Annotated in this window: 4 protein-coding genes; all 4 read left to right on the top strand. The window is 63.0% G+C overall.

From position 1 onward, the window contains the following. Window positions 1-528 (top strand): cation transporter (locus PLJ71_03710; protein ID HQM47766.1); only part of this gene is annotated, 528 nt, incomplete at its 5' end. Window positions 529-618: 90 nt separating this feature from the next. Next, window positions 619-1959, top strand: a complete 1341-nt coding sequence (locus tag PLJ71_03705; GenBank protein ID HQM47765.1) for a hypothetical protein — start codon at window positions 619-621, stop codon at window positions 1957-1959. Between the two features lie 188 nt (window positions 1960-2147). Further along, on the top strand, window positions 2148-3992 hold the full coding sequence (locus PLJ71_03700; protein ID HQM47764.1) for an ATP-binding protein: 1845 nt from the start codon (window positions 2148-2150) through the stop codon (window positions 3990-3992). An 18-nt stretch (window positions 3993-4010) separates the two neighbouring features. Next, window positions 4011-4937 (top strand): diguanylate cyclase, encoded by a 927-nt coding sequence (locus PLJ71_03695; protein HQM47763.1) that lies wholly within the window; start codon window positions 4011-4013, stop codon window positions 4935-4937. Window positions 4938-5239 lie beyond the last annotated feature (302 nt).

The following is a 5239-nucleotide window of genomic DNA, read 5'->3' as shown; positions in this document are numbered from 1 at the left end:
GTGGCGGGTCCCGCGACAAACGCGGCCACCCTTGCAACGGTCTTCAAAGTGCTGGGCAAAAAGACCGCGCTCGTCTATCTGGCCACGGTCGCGCTGGGCTCCCTTGCTGCCGGTCTCGCGCTTGACACAACCATCCGCGTACTGGGCGGGTTGGGCCTTCCCGAACACCACATGACGCACGAGATGACGGTCGCCTGGTGGCAGCACATCTCCGCGGTAGCGCTTGTAGCCATGATCGCGCTGAGCCTGTGGGGCGGCCGGGTCCGGAAAGCGGCCCCGGCTGCGTCAGAAGCGCCGGCGCCTTCCGGGGGGGACCGTGCGGGCGAGGGCGCCGTGGTCCTGAAGATCGATGGGATGACCTGTGAGCATTGTTCGAGTTCGGTGGCGCGCGGGTTGCGTAATGCGCCCGGGGTGACGAGCGCCGAGGTGGATCTCGCGGCGGGCCAGGCGACGGTACGGGGCGAAAACCTGGACCTGGCCGGACTCCGTCAGGTAGTGCAAGACTTGGGCTACGAGGTGGTCAGGTGATACACCCTCGGGGCTGAGCTTTCCCTGCGTTCCCCAAATTGAGTACCATCACGCCCGTGTCTATTGCCTGAAAGAAACTGGGGAGTGGCCATGTCCGATTCGCGTGAACTGTTTGAAGCTCGACTGAACGATTTTGATGAAGGCGTGCGGAGGGATGCGCTTCATGGCCTGATGGACTTGGTGCAAGCGGGGCAGATTGACCTGCCTGCGCCGCAGCCCGCCGTGAACCTGCACGCGCACACGTTCTTCTCGTTCAACGGCTACGGGTATTCGCCGTCCTGCTTTGCATGGAAGGCCCGGTGTGAAGGGCTGCTGGCCGCCGGGGTGGTGGATTTTGACGTGTTGGACGCCGTGGACGAGTTTCTCGATGCTTGCCGGGCCGTAGGGATTCGCGGGTGCGCGGGTCTCGAGACGCGGGTCTTTTTGCCCGAGTTTGAGACACGCGAGATCAATTCTCCGGGCGAGCCGGGCATTATGTACCACATGGGAGCAGGGTTCACGTCGAGCGCCGTGCCGCATAGCGAGGTGCTCGGGCGATTGCGCGAAACGGCCGGCCAGCGCACCCGGGCCATCGTCGAGCGGGTGAACCCGTGCCTTGACCCCGTGACCCTGGACTACGAGCGGGATGTGCTGCCTCTGACGCCGCACGGCAACGCTACGGAGCGGCACGTGTGTATGGCGTACGAGAAGAGGGGCATCGAGGTGTTTCCGGAGACGGGGCCGCGGGCGGCCTTCTGGGCGGCAAAGCTGGGCCAGACGCCTGAGGCCGTCGAGAAGCTGTTTCCGGACCCGCCCGCGTTCCAAGGGCTGATTCGGTCCAAGCTGATGAAGCAGGGCGGGGTCGGCTATGTGCAGCCCAGGGGACCGGATTTCCCGCGCATGGAAGAGGTGAACCGGCTGATCCTGGGCGCTGGGGCCATTCCTACGGTCGCGTGGCTGAACGGTCTCACGGCGGGGGAACAGGCCATTGAAGAGCTGCTCGAGCTGCTTCTGGGCTCGGGGGCGGCGGCCCTCAACATCATTCCCGACCGCAATTGGAACGTGAAGAATCCGGCCGAGAAGCAGGCCAAGGTTGCCAAGCTCCACGAGATCGCGGCGCTGGCAAGCTCGCGCGGCCTTCCCCTTCTGGCTGGTACGGAGATGAACGCACACGGGCAGCGGTTTGTGGATGATTTCAGCGCGCCGGAGATGGCCCCGCTGCGCGAGGCCTTCGTCGAGGGGGCCCTCATCCTCTATGCCCACACGGTGCTGCAAAGCGCCGGCGAAATGGGTTACCTGAGCGCGTGGGCAAACCGCCATTTTGCGTCCCCCCACGACAAAAACAGGTTCTTTGCAGAACTCGGAAGAAGTGTTTCGCCCGAAAAGACTTGCGGGGTGAAGGAAGTCGTGCCCGGTATGACGCCTGAGGCGGTCCTGAAAAAACTGCGGTAATCGACAACAACTGCGGCGGACCGGGTAACTTATTTTGGGCCAATAGCTTACAACGCAGCGATCCTGGGATGACGAGGGGGGGTTCTGCAACATTCCTGCGCTGCTGGTAAAATCCTGAATGTGAGCATTGGTAGACGCCGGGGCGAGGCCTATTAAGCCGTGATGTCAAAGGAGATTGGCGAGACACAATGCACCGCGAGGGAATAGACGTTCTTCAAAAGAGGCTGGAACCGGTGTCCGGCGACATGACGCCTCTCGACGAGCTGAATCCGTTCCCTGTCGCGCGATTCAATGGCGCGGGGGAGGTTCTCGAGGCCAACGCCGCGGCAGCCGGCGCTTTTGGATTTGTGTCGGGCGGCGCCGGGCGTCTCGGCGCCATCCTGCCCGATGTAGAGCGGCTCGGTTTGCCGGAATTGATCGCGGTGGGCGGGCGCCGGATGTTTTGCGCCAAGGTTGGGGACCGGCGGTGGCAACTCACCCTTGTGGGCGAGCCCAGGCGGGGCATTGGGCAATTGTACGCCTTCAACGTGTCGGACTACGAAGACATTACGCGGGAAGTGGGGCGGATACGCGCGGAACACCAGCGCCAGCAGAAGGAGCTGATGTGCATCTACGGTCTTGCCGAGGCGACCTGCACGCGCGAGACAGCGCAGGAAATATGCCGCGACGCAGTGTCCCTCATTCCTGAAGCCTGGCGCTATCCCGAGCATGCGCGGGCGCGGATCGTTCTGGACGGCCAGGAATACCTCAGCCAGCCTTTCGAGATGACGACGTGGGGGCATTCGGCGGTGATCATGGCGGAAGGCGCGGCGCGCGGGATGGTCCAGGTGTTTTACACGAAAGACTGCCGGCGTCCCGGCGAGGATGGGCCGTTTCTGCCCGCGGAACGGCAGCTCCTGGACGCCATCGCGCGCATGATTGGAGAGGCCATCGCGCGCCGCGGAGCGGAGGCCGGCAACCGGGCGAAGGCGTTGATATTGGCCCAGGAACGCAACCGGCTCGAGACGATCCTGAACAGCATGGGAGAAGGGGTGGTCGTGACGGACAGCCACACCCGGGTGGTCATGATGAATCCGGCAATGGAAGAGCTACTGGGAGCCGCCGCGGCGGCGTGCGCGGGAATGGACTTCTTGTCGTTTGTGCCGGACGAGGCGTTTCGCGAGATGTGGTGCGAGACGGCGGAGCAGAACCGGAATTTCGCCAAGAAGCATGTAAACCTTGGCCATCCGGAACCGCGCATGTGCTGGGCGACGCGCTCGAGCATTCGCAATATGGGACAGGCTGATACCTGGCACGTGACGATCTTTCAAGACGTGACCCGGGAGCACGAAATCGACCAGATGAAGTCGGACTTCGTGGCGGCGGTGTCGCACGAGCTTCGCACGCCCATGACGTCGATCAAAGGTTTCGTGAGGACGTTGTTGGGCAAGCCGCACGTGAACCCCCAGTTGCGCACGCATTTCCTAACGATTATGGATGAAGAAGCGGACCGGCTGATCATGCTGATCGAGGAACTGCTGCTGATCGCGCGGATAGAGTCGGGCCAGGTTCTGCTGGAATGCGAACCGGTGGCGCTCGAAGAGACGGCCCGGCACGTGACGGCGGCGCTCGAGCAGCTCGCGCAGGCGAAGGACATCCGTCTGGCGTTCGACATCGACACGCCGCGGCCCGTGGTTTGGGGCGACGCCAAGAAACTGCATACGGTGTTGCACAACCTGGTTGACAACGCCATCAAATTCACGCCGAACGGAGGCTGGGTGCGGGGCCGCATCTGTCGAGAAGGGGACCAGGTTGTCCTCGAAGTGGCGGATAACGGCGTGGGGATTCCGGAGGAATCCAGGGACAAGATTTTTGACCGGTTCTACCGGGTGCACCGCGAGGGGGAAGTGGTCCCGGGCACGGGCCTGGGGTTGTTCATTGTGCGCGAAATGGTAGGGCTTCACAGGGGCCGGCTGGCCGTGGAGAGCGAGCCCGGCAAGGGTTCGGTATTCCGGGTGTTTCTGCCAGCCGGAGACCCGGCTAATAGCCCGTAACAGGGGTGAAAGACAGCGATGGGCGAAAACGAATATCAGTATACCGTGCTTGTCGTTGAAGACGACCCGCATACGCGCGAGCTGGTCATCTTCACCATGGAAGACGCGGGATACCTCGCGCTTGCGGCAGGCAATGGCATCGAGGCTCTGAAGCTGCTCGAGGATCGCGTGGTCGACATCATCATTTGCGACATCATGATGCCCAAGATGGACGGATTCGGGCTGCGCGAGGCCATTCAGCCGCGGCCGGAACTGCGGGACACCGGATTCATTTTTCTGTCGGCGAAATCCTTGCCCGAGGACGAGATCAGGGGGTTGCGGTACGGCGTGGACGAGTACATCACCAAGCCATTCAACCCGGAGGTGCTGGTGGCGCGCGTAGAAGCCGTGCTGACCCGCCGGGAGACCCTGGCCAAGGCGGCGCAGCTGGATCCCTTGACGCAGTTGCTTAACCGGCAGACGGGCGAGCGCGAGGTGCGCCGCGAACTGGAACGCATCCAGCGGTATCCGTCGATTGGGGCGTTGGCGTTCGTGGACATCGACGAGTTCAAGGCGGTGAACGATCTGCACGGGCATGCGGCGGGCGACCGGGTGCTGGTGTCGCTGGCGAAGGTTTTCAGACAGAACAGCCGCAGCGTGGACATTGTAATGCGGTACGGCGGAGAAGAGTTTGTATTGTTTTTCGCGCAAACCGGCGAGAAGGCAGCCGTCAACATCATCGACCGCATGCAACGCAGTTTTCAGAGCGTGTCGGAGAAGAGCAACCACCTGCGGATTTCGTTCAGCGCGGGCGTCGTGGAAGCCCCGCGCGACGGCGACCAGTTCGACGTGCTGTGCCGACGGGCCGACCAGGCCATGTTCGCAGCAAAACGGAACGGAAAGGCCCGCGTATTGCCGTGGCGGCAGGACATGAAAACCGGCAGCAACCGCGTGCACACGACATAGCCTTTTCAGTATCCATCTCCCCCTGTTCTCCTCGACGGCACGGGTGCCTCTACCCTTTGGGGCAGCGCTTGTTGCCCCCGTCGAGGCCGGATGGTTCGGGGCGGCTGTGAATGTCGCGCTGGGAACGTGGAATCGACCCTCGGGAGGACAGACTTTGGGAAACGAGGGCGATGCGGACGCGGCAGACATCCCCGCCTGGGACACAACAGGCCGTTAAAGCGCCAACGGCGTGCAACATACCAGCCGTTACAGCGCCAACGGCGCGTAACATACCAGCCTTGGCTGAAGGCCAAGGAAACCGG

The organism is Candidatus Hydrogenedentota bacterium, assembly GCA_035416745.1.
In the GTDB taxonomy this organism is placed as follows: Bacteria; Hydrogenedentota; Hydrogenedentia; order Hydrogenedentales; family SLHB01; genus UBA2224.
The sequence above is the reverse complement of the archived record's forward strand: the minus strand, read 5'-3'. Positions and strand labels throughout refer to the sequence as shown.

What these genes read in the sequence shown, in the direction of transcription:
- PLJ71_03705 (HQM47765.1), top strand. Translation starts at nt 619, where the DNA reads ATGTCCGATTCGCGTGAACTGTTTGAAGCTCGACTGAACGATTTTGAT.
- PLJ71_03700 (HQM47764.1), top strand. Translation starts at nt 2,148, where the DNA reads ATGCACCGCGAGGGAATAGACGTTCTTCAAAAGAGGCTGGAACCGGTG.
- PLJ71_03695 (HQM47763.1), top strand. Translation starts at nt 4,011, where the DNA reads ATGGGCGAAAACGAATATCAGTATACCGTGCTTGTCGTTGAAGACGAC.